We start from the raw sequence: 14,809 nt of genomic DNA, 5'->3' as shown, positions 1-14,809 counted from the left end.
CCTGCTCACCGACAACCCGGAGCTGTACGAGGCGCGCTTTCCCGACGCCGAACGGCTCGCCGGCCGCTGGGCCGAGGACTGCCTGCGCCGCCACCGCGGGGGCCGCCGCGTCCTGGACCTCGGCTGCGGCACCGGCCGCGACGCCGCCCGACTGCACCGGGCCGGCCGCCGGGTGGTCGGCGCCGACCTCTCCACCGCGATGCTGACGTACGCCCGCACCCACCACCCCGGCCCGGAGTACGTGCGGGCCGACCTGCGCGGTTTCGACCTGCCCGGGGCGCCCTTCGACGCCGTCGTCTGCCTGGACAGCGCCCTGCTCTACTGCCACACCGACACCGAACTCGACGGCCTCCTCGCCTCCTGCCGGCGCGGCCTGGCGCCCGGCGGGCTGCTCGTCGCCGAAATGCGCAACGGCGCCTTCTTCCTCGGCCGCACGGAACTGCTCGACACCCCGGCCGTCCACGACTTCACCTGGCAGGGCACCGCCTACACCTCCACCACCACCCTGTCCCTCGACCGCACGGCTCAGCTCCTGCGCCGCACCCGCCGCTGGAGCGCCGACGACGGCTCCCCGCCCCACGAGCAGGCCTCCGCCTGGCGGTTGCTCTTCCCGCAGGAACTGCGCCGCGCCCTCACCGCACACGGCTTCCAGGTCCTCGAACTGCACGACGGACCCGGCCCGCGCACGGAGCCCGCCTGGCAGGAGGGCACCGCCCCGGGCACCTCCGCCGACGGTGACCGGCTGCACCTCGTCGCCCGGCTGACCCCCACCGGCTGACCCCCACCGACTGACCCCGTCCCCGCGTCCGCCCGCCCACACCAAGGACACCGCCATGCACGACGGCCCCGTTCCCGACTCCCGCTTCCCCGGTCTGCGCCGCCGCGGCTTCCTCGCCGCCGGGGCCGCCACCGGCCTCGGCGCGCTCGCCCTCCCCGGATGCACCGGCCCCGCCGCCTCCGGTGACGCCGCGGGCGGCCGGCCCCGGCGCGGCGGCACCCTGCGCGCCGCCTTCGCCGGCGGCGGCGCCGACGAGACCCTCGACCCGCACCGGGCCAACCTGTTCGCCGATGTCGCCCGCGCCAAGGCCCTGTTCGACAAGCTCGCCGACTTCGGCGCCGACCTCTCCGCCCGGCCCCGGCTCGCCGCGTCCTGGGAGCCGAACGCCGGACTCGACCGCTGGACGGTGCGCCTGCGCAAGGCGGCCTTCCACCACGGCAAGCCGGTCACCGCCCGGGACGTGCTCTACAGCTACCGGCGCATCGCCGATCCCCGGCAGGCCTTCCGCGCCAAGGCCTCGCTGGAGCCCCTCGACCTCACCGCCAGCCGGGCCGTCGACGAGCGGACCGTCGAATTCGTCCTCAAGCGCCCCACCGCCGAATTCCCCAACCTGCTCGCCGCTTTCGGCACCTACGTCGTCCCCGACGGCACCAAGGACTTCACCGCACCCGTCGGCAGCGGCCCCTTCCGCTTCGTGTCCTTCACCCCCGGCCGGTCCGCCGTCTTCAAGCGCCACGAGGACTACTGGGACGGCCCGGCCCACCTGGAGCAACTGGAGTTCCTCGTCGCCAACGAGGAGTCCGCGCGGCTCAACGCCCTCCTCGGCGGCCAGGTCGAATACGCCCACGAACTCACCCCGACGACCGCCCGCGCCCACGAGGGCAGGGGGCAGATCGAGATCGTCCGGCTGCGCAACAGCACGATGCAGTCCTTCGCCATGAAGACCGACCGTCCGCCGTTCGACGACCGGCGGGTACGCGAGGCCTTCTTCCTGCTCGCCGACCGCGAGGAACTGGTCGCCGGAGCGCTCTCCGGCGCCGGCGAGATCGGCAACGACCTGTTCGGCAAGGGCTATGAGTACTACGCGGACGGCCTGCCGCAGCGCCGCTCCGACCCCGACCGGGCCCGGCACCTGCTCAAGCGGGCGGGCGCCGACGGACTGCGCGTCACCCTGGACACCTCGGCCGTCGCCGCCGGATTCACCGAGTCCGCCGCCGTCTTCCGCGACCAGGCGGCCCGGGCCGGAGTGCGGGTGAAGGTGGCGATGGGCAGCAAGGACAGCTACTGGCAGGACACCCTCGACTCCGGGACCCTGTGCTGCTACCGCTCCGGCGCGATGCCCCTCGAATCGCACTTCTCCCAGCGGCTGCTGAGCGCCTCCACCACCAACGCCACCCAGTGGCGGCACAAGGACTTCGACGCGCTCTACCGGCAGGCCCAGTCCACCCGGAACACCGAGGACCGGGCCGCCGTCTACGCGCGGATGCAGCGCCGCCTGCACGCCGAGGGCGGCTTCCTGGTCTGGGGCTTCGCCGACTGGATCCTGGGCACCGCCCGCACCGTGCACGGCGTGGACCGCCGGGCCCCCGCCAACACCCTCGACTGGGCCCGCTTCGACAAGGTGTGGCTCGCATGACCGGTCTGCGGCCCTGGCTGGTCCGGCGGCTGCTGCTCGGCGCCGGACAGACCGTCGCCGTCGTGCTGCTCGTCTTCGCCCTGACCGAGGCGCTGCCCGGCGACGCCGCGGTGGCGCTCGCCGGCGACCAGCCCGACCCCGCACGGATCGCGGCCCTGCGCGAGACCATGCACCTGGACCGGCCGGCCGTCGTACGCCTCGGGGAGTGGGCGGCCGGGCTGCTGCACGGCGACCTCGGCAGCTCCTTGGTCTCCGGCCGCCCGGTCAGCTCCTACCTCGCCGACGGCTTCGGCCCGACCCTGCTGCTGGCCACCCTCACCCTGCTGCTGCTCGTCCCCCTCGCCGGCGGCCTCGGCGTCCTGGCCGCCCGGCACGAAGGACGGCTCACGGACCGCCTCATCAGCGGCGTGACCCTGGCCGTCTACGCCATACCGGAATTCGCCCTCGGGGTGCTGCTGGTGACGGTCGTCGCCCTCCAGCTCGGGTGGCTGCCGCCGACCGCCGTCGGTCACGGCGACGAGCTGACGGCCCACCCCGCGGTGCTGGTGCTCCCCGTGCTGGTGCTGCTCTCCCGCCCCGTGTGCTCCCTGGCCCGCCTGGTGCGCGCCGGGATGATCGACGCGCTGGCCGCACCCCACATCGCCCACGCCCGCCGCTACGGCATCCCCGGCGCCCGCCTCCGCTACGCCCACGCCCTGCCCAACGCCCTGGCCCCCGCCGCCCAGCAGCTCGCCCGCACCGTCGACTGGCTGCTGTGCGGAGTCATCGTCGTGGAGGCCCTCTTCGTGATCCCCGGACTGGGCACCGTCCTGGTGAACGCCGTGGCGGAGCGCGATGTCCCCGTCCTGCAAGGACTGGCGGTCGTGTTCGCCGTCACCGGCATCGTCCTCAACCTCGCCGCGGACACCGTCATGCACCGCTGCACACCACGGGCCGGGGTGGCGGCGTGAGGCGGCGGCGCTGGGCCCTTGCCCTGCTCCTCCTCGCCGTACCCCTGCTGCTGGCCCTGCTCGGCCCGCTGTTCGCGGGGGAGCCCGGACCGCGCGCCGCCTCGTTCACCACCGGCGGCGGGCACGGCGTCGGCACCGACTTCGTCGGCCGGGACGTCTGGCGGCAGGTGCTGCTCGGCGGCCGCCCGGTGGTCCTGGCCGCGCTCGCGGCGACGGCGCTGGCCTACGCGGTGGCTCTGCCGCTGGGCCTGTGCGGCGCGCTGACCCACCGCCGGTGGCTGGACGAGCTGTTGACGCGGCCGCTGGACGTGCTGCTCGCGGTGCCGTCGCTGCTGCTCGTCCTGCTGGTGGCGGCGGTCGTCCGGCCCGGCGCCGCGGGCATCACGCTGCTGGTGGCCCTGGTCACCGTCCCCGATGCCACCCGGGCCGTCCGGGCCGCCGCCGCCGAGGCGGCCTCCCGTCCCGTGGTCGAGGCGCTGCGCATGCAGGGGGAATCCTGGGCACGCACGGCCCTGGACTGCGTGGGCCGCGCGGCACTGCGCACCCTGGCGGCCGACGCCGGGATGCGGCTGACCGGGGTGCTCTACCTGGTCGCCACGGCCGCCTTCCTCGGCGTCGGCGCCGCACCGGACGCCGCCGACTGGGCGGTGATGGTCGACCGCAACCGCACCGGCATGTTCGTGCAGCCCTGGGCCGTCGCCCTGCCCGCCCTGCTGATCGTCGCGCTGACCATGGGCACCAACCTGCTCTGCGACGCCGCCCTCACCGGGCGCCCGCCCCGCCCCGGACCGGGCCGGAAGCAACCGCCCGCCCCCGCACACCCGCCCGCCGACGCCACCTCCGCCGCCCCGAGACACCACGAGAAGGACAAGCCGTGACCGTGCACACCGCCCACGAGACCGCCCGCATCCGGGATCTGCGGGTCGAGGTCGGCGGCCGCGCCCTCGTCGACGGGGTGAGCCTGCGGCTGGCACCCGGCCGGATCACCGCACTCATCGGCGCCTCCGGCAGCGGCAAGACCACCACCGGACGCGCACTGCTCCACGCGTACCCGCCCGGCGCCACGGTCACCGGCGAGGTCTCCGTCCCCGACACCCCCGTCGGCTACGTCCCCCAGCACCCCGCCACCGCCCTCAACCCCGCCCGGCCGGTGGCCGCGCTCCTCCGGGACCTCGCCCGCGCCCAGGTACCTCACCTGCCGCGCCGCGACCGCCGCGCCGCCGTCCGCCGGCGGGTGCTGCACGCACTCGACCGCGCCCAACTGCCCGACGGCGCAGCCCTGTTGCGCCGCTATCCCCACCAGCTCTCCGGCGGCCAGCAGCAGCGGGTGGTCCTCGCCCAGGCCCTGTTGGCCGGTGCCACGACGATCGTCGCGGACGAACCGACCACCGGTCAGGACGCGCTGACGAAACGGGAGATCGCCGGCCAACTGGCCGCCGTGGCCCGGCAGGGCATCGCCGTCCTGCTGCTGAGCCACGACCTGGACCTCGTCCGCACGCTGGCCGACGAGGTCCATGTCCTGCACGCCGGACGCCTCGTCGAATCCGGCCCGCCCGAGCTGCTCCGACACGCCCCGCAGCACCCCCGCACCCGCGCCCTCCACACCCCGTTCGCCCCCGCCGCAGCCGACATCTTCCCTGCCCTTCCCGCCCCGGACCCGACCCTGCACGTGCGGGGCCTGTCCGCCCGCCACGGCACGACCCGCGTCCTGCATGTCCCCGAACTCCGGCTCACCCCCGGCTGCCTGGCCGTCGTGGGCCGCTCCGGCAGCGGCAAGACCACCCTCGGCCGCTGCCTGGCCGGACTCCACCGGACCCACGACGGACAGCTCCGGCTCGACGGCACCGCCCTGCCGCGCAGCCTGCGCGATCGCACCCGCGCCCAACTCGCCGCGGTCCAGTACGTCTTCCAGGACGCCCGCGCCTCCTTCGACGCCCACCGCGCGATCCTCGACCAGGTGTCCCGCGGCGCCGTCCGACTGCGCCGCATCCCCCGCGCCGAGGCCACGGCCGAAGCCGTCCGCACCCTGCGCTCCCTCGGCCTCACCGACGACCTCGTATGCCGCACCCCGGACCAGCTGTCCGGTGGCGAGCTGCAACGCGCCGCCCTGGCCCGCGCGCTGCTGGCCCGCCCCCGGGTCCTGATCTGCGACGAGATCACCTCCGGCCTGGACCCCGTCACCCGGCGCAGCCTGCTCACCCTCCTGGAAGGTCTGCTGCGCGCCGACCCGGACCTGTGCCTTGTCCTCATCACCCACGAACGCGACACCGCCGCCCTCGCCACCACCCTCGCCGTGCTCGACGCCGGCCGGGTCGTCGAACAGGGCCCGGCCGCCCGGCTGCGCACCGCACCCCGGCACGCCCTCACCGCCGGACTGCTGCAGGTGCCCGGACCCGCCCCGCAGCCGTCCTCGGACGGCCCCCACCCGCACCGGTAGCGCACCCGCGCGCCCGGGCACTGCCCCCTACGCCGGTGCCACGTCCACGATCCGCAACGGCAGCGACTTCAGCCCGTGGATGAAGTTCGACACCAGCCGCCGCGGCGGCCCCGCCACCGCCAGCGCGGGCACCAGACGGCAGGTCTCCTCGTACAGGACCCGCAGCTGCAGGCGGGCGAGGTGCGCGCCCAGGCAGACGTGCGGGCCGTCGCCGAAGGAGACATGCGGATTGGGGGAGCGGCTCAGGTCCAGCCGGTGCGGGGCGGTGAAGACCCGCTCGTCGAAGTTCGCCGCACCGTGAAAGACCACCACCTTGTCCCCGGCGCGCACGGCGCGCCCCGCCACCTCGGTGTCGTACGCCGCGGTCCGGCGGAAGCTGAGCACCGGCGGATGCCACCGCAGCAGCTCCTCCACCGCCGCCGGCATCCCCAGGGCCCCGGTGCGCAGCCCGCGGTACGCCTCCGGGTGCCCGGCCAGGGCCAGCAGCCCGCCGGGAGCCGCGCTGCGGACGGTGTCATTGCCCGCGACGGTCAGCAGGAAGAAGAACATCTCCAGCTCGGGCACGGCCAGTTCCCCGTCCGTGGCCAGCGTGGTCATCACGTCGTCGGCCGGATGCCGCCGCTTGTGGGCGGCCAGTTCCCGCGCGAAGGCGAACATGTCCCCCAGCATCGCGGGGGAGCGGGGGTCGGCGGGCCGCCCGTCCGGACCGGCCTGGGCAGGGGCCGCCTCGTCCGGGTCCTGGTAGCCGATGACGCGCCGGGTCCAGTCCAGCAGCAGCCCCCGCTCGTCGGCCGGCACCCCCAGCAGATCGGCGAGGTTGAGCAGCGCGTAGTCATCGGTGACGGCACCGACGAGGTCGCACACCCCGTCCCCGGCGCGCGCCGTGTCGACCGCCGCGGCCAGCAGCGCACGGGCCCGCTCGCGCACCACCGCCGCGAACCGCTCGACCCGGCCCCGGGTGAACGCCCGGCTCACCGCACGCCGCAGCCGACCGTGGTCCGGGGGATCCTGATTGAGCATCATGCGCCGGATGAACGGCAGATCCGCCGGGTCCGGGTCCCGGATCTGGGTGGCGCCCAGACCGGACGAGAAGGTGCGGGCGTCCTTCAGGACCCGAACGACGTCCTCGTGGCGGGTCACCGCCCAGAAGCCGGGCCCGGCGGGCCACCCGAGCACTTCGTGCTCCTCCTGCCAGGCCACCGGGTGCCGGTCGCGCAGCAGCCGGTACGCCGCGTGCGGCAGACCGTCCGCATAGCCGCGCGGGTCGAAGACGTCCGGCACCTGCGGTACCGCGGCCCCCGCCGCGGGCGCCGTCATCGCGCCCGCGGGCCGTCGCCGTCGGCCCGCAGGAAGTCCTCCACGGCCCGGATCAGCTCCAGCGGCGTCTCGTCCATCGCATAGTGCCCGGCCGAGGCCAGCTCGATCAGCTCACTGTGGGCGTACCACCGCATCCAGGTCCGGCGCGTCAGTTCGGCGGTCAGCGCCGGATCCAGGGACCCGGTCACCGCCAGCGCCGGCACCGCCGAACCCTCGACCTCGGCGGCGAACCCCTCCCCGGACCACGAATCCAGCCAGGCCCGGAACGCCGCGGGAGCGCTGCACGCCACCGAGTGCCGCACCATCCGGTCCAGCCAGGCATCCGGACGGCGCCCGCCGGAGGTGAGGTCGATGATGGCCCTGCGGTTGCGCGGAACGTGGACGGCGGAGGAGAACAGGTCCCACTGCTCCGGCGGCAGGGGCAGCCCGGAGGCCGGGACGGGGGAGATGCCGACCAGCCGCCGCATCCGGTGCGGGGCCGCGGCCAGCACCCGTTGGGCGACGCTGGCACCCATGGAGTGCCCGATCACCGAGAACCGCTCCCAGCCCAGCCGGTCGGCCAGCGCCAGCACATCGCCCGCCCCCTCGCCGGTGGTGTACGCGCCGTCCGCGCCCTTCGCCTCGCCGTAGCCCCGCAGATCGACCACGGCGTACTGGAACGCCTCCCGGTCGAGATCCGGCAGGACCGGGTCGAAGGCCGACCGGTCGCTGAACCAGCCGTGCACGGCGATGACCTTGTGCGCCCCCGTGCCGTGCAGGGCATGCGGCAGAACGAAAGAAGTCACGCTCACTCCAGAGGTGTTGCGGAACGCGCCGACGACCGAGGGCCGTGCCCGTCCACAGTGGCCATCAGCTGCCCGTCCTGCAAGAGCGCCACGGCCCGTTCCTGCGCCCCCGGGCGCCGGGGTGCCCGCGCACCGGCCGCACCTGACGCGATCTCAGCAGCCGGGACGGGTCCCGCCCGCTCTCGACCGGCCCCGGCACCCGACGTGACGGTGCGCCGATGACGAGTGACGCGACATCAGCACAGGCACCAGCAGAATCATCGGCACAGACCTCAGCGCCGGCGGCGCCCTCGCTCCGCTGCTCGCCACCCGGCTCCGGCCGGCGTTCGGCTCCGCGTCGGTCGGCTGGTACGTCAGCGCCATGGCGGTGCTCTCGCCGCTGCGTGTGCCGGCACTGCCGGAGACCCGCGGACGCGCACTGAGCTGAGCGGAGGGCTTCACGCGAGACGGGTCAATCCCCGCGCGCCGGAGGGAGATCGTCCCGACGCTGCCGCAGGAACCGGCGCTCGGCCTCGTTGTCGGTGTGGTCGAGCGCCCGCCCGTAGGCCTCGGCCGCCTCGGCGGTACGGCCCAGCCGCCGCAGCAGATCGGCGCGGACGGCGTGGAAGAGGTGATAGCGGTCGAGTCCCAGGCCTTCGACACGGTCGAGCGCCGCCGCCGGCCCCTCGACCTCCGCGACCGCGACCGCGCGGTGCAGGGCGACGACCGGGCCGGGGGACAGCGCCAGCAGCTGGTCGTAGAGCCGGAGGATCTGGCCCCAGTCGGTGGCCGCCGCGGTCGGCGCGTCACTGTGCACGGCGTTGATGGCCGCCTGGAGCTGATAGGGCCCGGGGCGGTTGCGCCGCAGGCACCGCCGGACCAGTTCCTGCCCTTCGTCGACGAGAGCCCGGTCCCAGCGGTCGCGGTCCTGGTCGGCCAGCAGCACCAGCTCACCCTGCGGCCCGGTGCGGGCGGCCCGCCGTGACTCGGTCAGCAGCATCAGCGCGAGCAGGCCCAGCGCCTCGGGCTCGTCGGGCATCAGGTCGGCCAGGAGCCGTCCGAGGCGGATCGCCTCCCGGCAGAGATCCGCGCGCACCAGCGCCGCACCCGAGCTGGCCGCGTACCCCTCGTTGAAGATGAGGTACACCACGGCCAGAACGGCCCGCAGACGGTCCGGCAGATCGGTCTCGTTCGGAATCCGGTAGGGAATCCCCGCGTCGCGGATCTTGCCCTTGGCCCGGACCAGCCGCTGCGCCATGGTGGGCTCGGCCACCAGGAAGGCACGGGCGATCTCCGCCGTGGTCAGCCCGCCCAGGAGCCGCAGCGTCAGGGCGACCCGCGCGGCGGGAGCGAGCGACGGATGGCAGCAGGTGAAGATCAGACGGAGCCGGTCGTCACGCACGGGTCCCTCCTCGGCCGGCTCCCCGCCGGCGTGCAGCACGGCGGCCTGCGCCTGCCGGTCCTCGCGGGACCGCTCCCGGCGTAGCCGGTCGATGGCCCGGTTGCGGGCCGTGGTGAGGAGCCAGCCCGCCGGGCTCGGCGGCAGCCCGGCGGACGGCCATCGTTCGAGCGCCGTGGCGAAGGCGTCCTGGACCGCCTCCTCGGCGAGGTCGATGTCGCCGAAGGCGCGGACCAGGACGGCGACCGCACGGCCGTACTCCGCGCGGAACACCCGCCCCACGTCCGCCGCGGTCACCGCCGGCCCGCCGGATGTCACCCGCAGGACCCGTACTGCAACGGCCTGACCTCGATGGGGAGGGTGGTGGCGCGGGCGAGCTTGCGCCCCCATTCGAGCGCGGCGTCGAGGTCGGGCGCCTCGATGACGGTGAATCCGCCGATGTGCTCCTTGCCCTCGACGAACGGACCGTCCGTCATCAGCACCTCGTCCTCCTTCTGCCGCACGACCGTCGCCGTGCTCGGCGGGTGCAGGCCCCCGGCGAAGACCCAGGCGCCGGCCGCCCGCAGCTCGTCGTTCACGGCCACCACGTCCCGCATGATCGGCTCCAGGAATTCCGGGGACGGCGCGGGCCCGTCGGGCTGGTAGATGCTGAGCAGGTACTGCGTCATGGTGTGCTCCTCGGCCGTTCTCGGTGCCGGCGCCTTGCCGGCCTCTCACCCTCTATACGAACGGCTGCGCCCCGGATCGACAGCAGGACGCGACCGGCCGGAAGAAAATTCCGCCGTCCCCGCGCCGCCTCGCGCCTCCGCCCCGCCCGGCGGCCGCCCCTGCCGCCTGCCTTCGGGGGAATGCGCGCCCGCACACGTTCGAAAGCCGCCGCGAGGTGATACCCGTCTGGTGTACGCGCGGAGTGCGGACGCCTGCCTCCCGCGGGCAGTCGTCCCCCGTCCGGTCCCCGGCAGCGGGGTGGGAGGTGGTGGCGACCAGGTGCAGCACCCATCCGGCAGCGAGCCCGCACGCTCCTCCGCCCGCCGCACCAGGGCGGGGCGGCGCGGGACCGGCGCGCCCCGTACGGCCCGCGGTTTGCGGGCGGCGGGCGGCCGGCGAGCGCCCGCCGGGGTCTCGGGTGCCGGCTCGCGGGAAGCGGTGGGGATCTCCCCGACGCTGCGCCTGGCGGCCGCCTACGGCTGGCGCCTGATCGTCGTCGGCGTCGCGGTCTACCTGATCTTCGCCGCGCTGGGACGGTTCCATCTCGTGACCCTGGCGGTGTTCCTGGCCCTGGTGGTCACGGCTCTGCTGGAGCCGCTGGTCACCCTGCTGCACCGCTGGATGCCGCGCTGGGCGGCCGTCGTCGTCGGCCTGCTGCTGGCCGTCCTGCTCCTGTTCGCCGTCCTGAGCCTGATCGGGGCGAACGTCGCCGGTGAGTGGGAGGGGCTGCGCCGGGAGTTCGACGGCGGAGTGGACCGGATCGGACGGTGGCTCGAAGGCCCGCCCTTCCATCTGCGGCCGGGGACGCTCGCGGACGTCCAGGCGCAGGTGTCGCGGTTCGTGACGAGCCACCGGGCCACCTTGATCAACACGGCGCTCAGCGGGGTCGGCCGGCTGGTGGCGGTGCTGACGGTCGGGGTGCTGGCGGTCTTCTGCTCGGTCTTCTTCCTGTACTCGGGCGACCGGATGTGGACGTGGTTCGGCGGCCAGCTGCCGATCCGCACCCGCCGCCCCGTACGGCTGGCGGGGCGCGCCGCGTGGGTCACCTTCACCGGCTACACCCGCGGGATCGTGGTGGTGGCCGCGACCAACGCGGTGCTGGTGGGCGTGGCCCTGTTCGCGCTGCGGGTCCCGCTCGCCGTGCCGCTGGCCGTCCTGGAGTTCTTCGCCGCCTTCGTCCCGCTGGTGGGCTCGCCCGTCGCGCTGGCCGTCGCCGCCGTGGTGGCGCTGGCCACCCGGGGCCCGCTGGTGGCCATCGTCGTGGTGCTGCTGATCGTGGTCATCGGGCAGCTCGAAGGCCATGTGCTGCACCCGCTGGTCATGAGCCGGGCCGTGCGGCTGCATCCGATGGTGGTCGCGCTCTCCGTCATCTGCGGCAGCGTCGCGGCGGGGGTGGCCGGGGCGGTGGTCGCCGTCCCGCTGGTCTCGGTGGTCTGGTCGGTCTACGGCGTGCTGCGCGTACCACCGCCCGCCCTGCCCGAGGGCGGCTGACCGCGCCCGGCCGTCCGGGTCGGATACCCACCGCTGCCCCCGGCGACAGGGGCCAGGAGGCCGCGGAACGTACCCGTCCGGGCCTGTGGGACGATTCCGGCCGGTGCGCACGGCGGTGAGCAGGAACGATCCGTGCCGCACGGAATCCAGGGACAACGGCCTACGGGCGTAACGCGGGAGACTTCAGGTGTTTGCGATACCGCTGGGTGACGACGGTGCCGAGCTGCGGCCGCTGGAGCCCCGGCACGCCGGGGAATTCCTCGCGCACATCGACCGGAGCCGTGCCTACATCGGCCGGTACATCGCGATGCCCGACGTCGCCACCGACCTCCCGTCCGCCACGGCGTACCTGCGGTCGTACGCCGACAAGGCGGCAACCGACAGTGGCCGCCTGTACGGCATCTGGCAGGACCGGGAGCTCGTCGGGGGCGTGCTGTTCCGGACCTTCGACGCCGCGTCGGGCACCTGCGAGGCCGGCTGCTGGCTGGAGGAGGGGGCCGCCGGACGCGGCCTGGTCACCCGCGCGATGCGGCTGCTGATCGACTGGGCGGTGGACGAGCGCGGCATCCACCGCGTGGAGTGGGTCGCGGCCTCCGCCAACACCGCCAGCATCAACGTCGCCAAGCGGCTCGGCATGGTCCGCGACGGTGTGCTGCGCGAGAGCCATCTCTACCGGGGCGTGCGCCACGACATGGAGGTCTGGTCGGTGCTGGCGCCGCAGTGGCGGGAGCTGCGGGGCGCCGGCCGGCCCGGGCCGGCCGCGGCGCAGGGGTAGCCGGGCGGCGCCTCAGCGTGCGCCGCCGCCCCGCTCCGCCAGCCGTTCCACCGCGTTCAGGACCCGGCCGGCGCCGTCCTCGGCGTCGAGCAGCGCCGCGAGCTGCCGGGCGCGATGGCGGTAGCGGGGCTCCTCCACGGCCTTGCGGAGAGCCGCGGCGAGCCGCTCCGCGGACAGCTGCCGGAACGGGATCCGTCCGGGGCTGACCCCGAGCGCGGTCAGGCGCGACGCCCAGAACGACTGGTCCAGCATCAACGGCACCGGGACCGCCGGTACCCCCGCGCGCATGCCGGCCGCCGTGGTGCCCGCGCCCGCGTGGTGGACGACGGCCGCCATCCGCGGGAACAGCCGCGCGTGCGGGATCTCGCCCACGGTCAATACGTCATCGCCGTCGACCGACAGCCCCGCCCACGCCGTCTGCACCACGCCGCGCACCCCGGCGAGCCGCAGGGCCCGGCCCACCAGGCGTCCGTAGCGCTCCGGGTCGCCGAGGGCCATGCTGCCGAAGCCCACATAGACCGGCGGCGGACCGGCGTCGAGGAAGTCCGCCAGCGGGGGGTCCGGGGTCCAGTCCGGGGCCTCCCACGGCCACCAGTAGCCCGCCACCTCCATCCCCGGCCGCCAGTCCAGGGGCCGGGGGACGACCACCGGGCTGAACCCGTGGTGCACCGGCCAGGTCGCCTTGCGCCGGGCCAGCGCGCCGGGCGTCACACTCAACTGCCGCTGGAGGTGCTTGATGCCGGGAGCGAACGCCCGGTCCAGCAGGGACAGGGCGCAACGTCCCGCGGCCCGGTTGCCGAACGCTCCCAGCGACGGCAGGTCGAAGATGACCGGCGGGAACTCCCGGGTGGGGGCCAGGGGTTGCAGGAAGACCCCGGCGCTGGGCAGGCGCAGCCCCTCCGCCGCCACCACTCCCAACGGCGCCAGGCTGCTGGAGAACAGCACGACATCGGCGCCGGAGGTACAGGCCTCGACCAGCGCGTCGGCCATCTTGGGCGCCAACTCCCTGGCCAGCTTGAGCTGTTCGGTCTTGGAGGGCATCGCCCCGTGACCGCTGCCGCCCTGTCCGTCGCTCGTCCCGGGTCCGCCGCCCACGGTGGCGTACCGGTCGAGCGGCAGGGGATGGAATCCCAGCCCACTGCGGCGGACATGGACGGCCGAGCGGGAGTGCGTGGCCATCACCACCGTGTGGCCGGCTTCCTGGAGTCTGCTCCCGAGGCCGGTGTAGGGAGCGACGTCCCCGTGTGAGCCTGCGGTGGCGATCAGGATGTGCATGGTCGGAAGTGTCCCGTCTCGTGAGAGGCGGGGAGGGCGAGTGCGCACCGCGTCACCCGGGCGGACTGATGTGCGCTTCCCGCGCACTCCGCACCTTCCCCGCACTCCGGTCATGTGTGGTCAGTCCCGCCGGGCGATCACCCGGTAGGCGTTGGACAGCCGGGTGCGCCGGGTCAGCGGCGCCAGCAGCAGGTCCACCCCGAGCAGGACGAGCAGTGCGGGCGTGGCGGCCAGCAGGGCCAGCGCGCGGATACCCCGGCCGAGCGGGCCGGGCTTCCTCGGCAGCCACGGCAGATCCTCGCCCGGCAGCACGGAGTTGAGCACGTTGACCGCCGCGGAGGTCAGATCGGTGGGGATGTGCGGTTCCTTGCGGTCGACGGCCACGACGGTGAAGCCCTGCGCGGTCAGTTCGCCACGGAGGTTGTCCAGCGGCAGGAGGTGCAGGTGCTGGGGCTGCAGCCAGGGACCCCACCAGCGGCCCAGCAGCCGGGCGGCGGCGGACTGCGGGTCGGGCACCTCGACCAGGAGGTGACCGCCGGTCCGCAGCACCGTCCGGGCGGCGGTCAGTTCGTGCCGTGGCGCCAGGGTGTGCTCCAGGTAGTGGTACATGCTCACCACGTCGTACTGGCCGGCGAGCTGACCGGCCAGCCCCGGGAACGAACCCCGGAAGGCCCGCGCGATACGGCCGTTGCGGGCGGCCAGCTCGACGCCCTCGCCCCAGTCCAGGCCGTGGAACTCGGTGCCCGGGTGCAGGCGCCGGGCCTCGGCGCAGAAGTGACCGTGGCCGGTGCCGACGTCCAGCCAGCGTCCGGGGCGGCCGTAGGGGAGCATCGCGCGGGCGCGGGTCCGGTAGAGCTTGACGGCCAGGGGGGAGGACGCCATCCGCGCCATCGTGGCCTCCCCGAGGCCGTCGTAACAGTCGCGGTAGTAGAAGTCCAGGCCCTCCGCGCTCAGTCGGGGGTTCTGGAAGACGTGGCCGCAGTTGTGGCAGGTGTCGAGCACGAAGCTGCCCGGCTTGCGCTGGGGGTGATTGGTGGTGCGCAGGCGCTCGCGCAGACGGGGGGAGGCGCACCAGGGGCAGGTACGGCGCGGTGGCTCGAAGAACCGTGCCAGCCCGTGCGCCAGCTCGTCCTGGTAATGCGGCCGGTGGGCGGCGACTTGCTCGCTTCGCGACTTCATCGGGAGCCTCTTTCAACTGTCGTCCTGCGGGGGAAGCGTGCCGCGGGCGGTGGAGGCGCGGGCGACACGCGAGGGCGGTGGTTGACGGCGGTCCCCCTCC

Annotated in this window: 13 protein-coding genes; 7 read left to right on the top strand and 6 right to left on the bottom strand. The window is 74.8% G+C overall.

Annotated elements, in window-relative coordinates:
* Window position 1: 1 nt before the first annotated feature.
* From ACQP17_RS00485 to ACQP17_RS00465, 5 genes are read left to right on the top strand one after another with little or no spacing between them, the layout of a single operon-like run.
* Window positions 2-778, top strand: coding sequence for a class I SAM-dependent DNA methyltransferase (locus ACQP17_RS00485; RefSeq protein WP_433859799.1), 777 nt, complete (start codon window positions 2-4; stop codon window positions 776-778).
* Window positions 779-833: 55 nt separating this feature from the next.
* Window positions 834-2,414, top strand: coding sequence for an ABC transporter substrate-binding protein (locus ACQP17_RS00480; protein ID WP_433854360.1), 1,581 nt, complete (start codon window positions 834-836; stop codon window positions 2,412-2,414).
* Window positions 2,411-3,364, top strand: a complete 954-nt coding sequence (locus tag ACQP17_RS00475; protein ID WP_433854359.1) for an ABC transporter permease — start codon at window positions 2,411-2,413, stop codon at window positions 3,362-3,364. The genes ACQP17_RS00480 and ACQP17_RS00475 overlap by 4 nt, the downstream gene beginning before the upstream one ends.
* The gene (locus tag ACQP17_RS00470) at window positions 3,361-4,242 is read left to right on the top strand and encodes an ABC transporter permease subunit (RefSeq protein ID WP_433854358.1); all 882 of its coding nucleotides are present in this window, start codon (window positions 3,361-3,363) and stop codon (window positions 4,240-4,242) included. Before ACQP17_RS00475 ends, ACQP17_RS00470 begins: the two co-directional genes overlap by 4 nt.
* Window positions 4,239-5,801: an ABC transporter ATP-binding protein gene (locus ACQP17_RS00465; RefSeq protein ID WP_433854357.1), complete on the top strand. Its 1,563-nt coding sequence runs from the start codon at window positions 4,239-4,241 to the stop codon at window positions 5,799-5,801. Before ACQP17_RS00470 ends, ACQP17_RS00465 begins: the two co-directional genes overlap by 4 nt.
* Window positions 5,802-5,828: 27 nt before the next feature.
* On the opposite strand, the gene ACQP17_RS00460 is transcribed toward ACQP17_RS00465, so the two are convergent.
* From ACQP17_RS00460 to ACQP17_RS00445, 4 genes are all read right to left on the bottom strand, one after another.
* The gene (locus ACQP17_RS00460) at window positions 5,829-7,118 is read right to left on the bottom strand and encodes a cytochrome P450 (RefSeq protein WP_433854356.1); all 1,290 of its coding nucleotides are present in this window, start codon (window positions 7,116-7,118) and stop codon (window positions 5,829-5,831) included.
* Window positions 7,115-7,903, bottom strand: coding sequence for an alpha/beta fold hydrolase (locus ACQP17_RS00455; RefSeq protein ID WP_433854355.1), 789 nt, complete (start codon window positions 7,901-7,903; stop codon window positions 7,115-7,117). The genes ACQP17_RS00460 and ACQP17_RS00455 overlap by 4 nt, the downstream gene beginning before the upstream one ends.
* 451 nt (window positions 7,904-8,354) lie before the next feature.
* On the bottom strand, window positions 8,355-9,599 hold the full coding sequence (locus ACQP17_RS00450) for an RNA polymerase sigma factor (RefSeq protein WP_433854354.1): 1,245 nt from the start codon (window positions 9,597-9,599) through the stop codon (window positions 8,355-8,357).
* A complete protein-coding gene (locus tag ACQP17_RS00445; RefSeq protein WP_433854353.1) occupies window positions 9,596-9,949 on the bottom strand; it encodes a YciI family protein in 354 nt (117 codons plus the stop codon). The genes ACQP17_RS00450 and ACQP17_RS00445 overlap by 4 nt, the downstream gene beginning before the upstream one ends.
* A 319-nt stretch (window positions 9,950-10,268) precedes the next feature.
* On the opposite strand from ACQP17_RS00445, the gene ACQP17_RS00440 reads away from it, so the two are divergent.
* On the top strand, window positions 10,269-11,480 hold the full coding sequence (locus tag ACQP17_RS00440) for an AI-2E family transporter (protein ID WP_433854352.1): 1,212 nt from the start codon (window positions 10,269-10,271) through the stop codon (window positions 11,478-11,480).
* 187 nt (window positions 11,481-11,667) lie between these two features.
* The gene (locus tag ACQP17_RS00435; protein WP_433854351.1) at window positions 11,668-12,255 is read left to right on the top strand and encodes a GNAT family N-acetyltransferase; all 588 of its coding nucleotides are present in this window, start codon (window positions 11,668-11,670) and stop codon (window positions 12,253-12,255) included.
* Window positions 12,256-12,267: 12 nt separating this feature from the next.
* Here ACQP17_RS00435 and ACQP17_RS00430 read toward each other — a convergent pair whose 3' ends face one another.
* Entirely contained in the window at window positions 12,268-13,530 is a 1,263-nt protein-coding gene (locus ACQP17_RS00430; RefSeq protein WP_433854350.1) for a glycosyltransferase, read from the bottom strand.
* Window positions 13,531-13,650: 120 nt separating this feature from the next.
* Window positions 13,651-14,709 (bottom strand): class I SAM-dependent methyltransferase, encoded by a 1,059-nt coding sequence (locus ACQP17_RS00425; protein WP_433854349.1) that lies wholly within the window; start codon window positions 14,707-14,709, stop codon window positions 13,651-13,653.
* Window positions 14,710-14,809 lie beyond the last annotated feature (100 nt).

Source organism: Streptomyces kronopolitis (assembly GCF_050953795.1).
Classification (GTDB): Bacteria; Actinomycetota; Actinomycetes; order Streptomycetales; family Streptomycetaceae; genus Streptomyces; species Streptomyces kronopolitis_A.
This window is presented reverse-complemented; position numbering and strand designations above follow the sequence as displayed.